This window comes from Paracoccus aminovorans (genome assembly GCF_001546115.1).
In the GTDB taxonomy this organism is placed as follows: Bacteria; Pseudomonadota; Alphaproteobacteria; order Rhodobacterales; family Rhodobacteraceae; genus Paracoccus; species Paracoccus aminovorans_B.
Genome location: NZ_LNBC01000049.1, coordinates 1 through 891 on the forward strand (window position 1 = coordinate 1; position 891 = coordinate 891).

General features: G+C 72.3%; 1 protein-coding gene. It reads right to left on the reverse strand.

Annotated features, from left to right (window positions below):
• The coding region (locus ASV56_RS22295) for an NAD(P)/FAD-dependent oxidoreductase (protein ID WP_062564134.1) at positions 1-891 on the reverse strand (891 nt) is incomplete at both ends.

Sequence of the window (891 nt, forward strand, 5' to 3'; positions counted from 1 at the left end):
TCCTTCAGGGTTTCCTTCTGGGTGATCAGCCGGGCCGAGTTCTGCCCGGACAGGAACACCCAGAGCCAGCTCAGCGCCACGAACAGCCGCGAGCGGGTGCCGATCAGGAAATAGATATGGGCGATGCCCCAGACCCACCAGGCGAACCAGCCGGTCATCTTGAAGCGGCCGAATTCGATCACCGCCGCATTGCGCCCGATGGTGGCCAGGTTGCCCATGTCGCGATAGCGGAAATCGCCCGGGGCCGCCGCGCCGCGCAGCCGCGCCCGGATCGCCCTGGCGGCGAACTTGCCCTGCTGCTTGGCGGCCGGCGCCACGCCCGGCACCATGCGGCCGCCCGATTGCACATGCGCCGTGTCGCCCAGAACGAAGACCGCCGGATCGCCGGGCAGCGTCAGCTGCGGCGTGACCAGGACGCGCCCGGCCCGGTCGCCCTCGGCCCCCAGCCATTCGGCGGCGCGCGAGGCCTGCACCCCCGCCGCCCAGATCACCGTGCGCGCCGGGATCTGCTGGCCCGCCAGCATGATGCCCGCGTCCGACAAATCGGTGACCGGGGCGCCGGTCAGAACCTCGACCCCACGCCGTTCCAGCGCCGTGCGGGCGTAATCCGACAGCGTCTCGCTGAAGGCCGGCAGGATGCGCGGCCCGGCCTCGACCAGCAGCACCCGCGCCTGGCGGGTGTCGATGCGGCGGAACTCCGGCGGCAGGATGCGATGCGCCAGCTCGGCGATGATGCCGACCAGCTCGACCCCGGTCGGGCCGGCGCCGATCACGGCGAAGGTCAGCAGCGCCTGGCGCTCGGCCTCGTCCGCGCAGGTCTCGGCCCGCTCGAAGGCCAGAAGCAGCCGGCGCCGGATCGTGGTCGCATCCTCCAGCGTCTTCAGCCCGGGC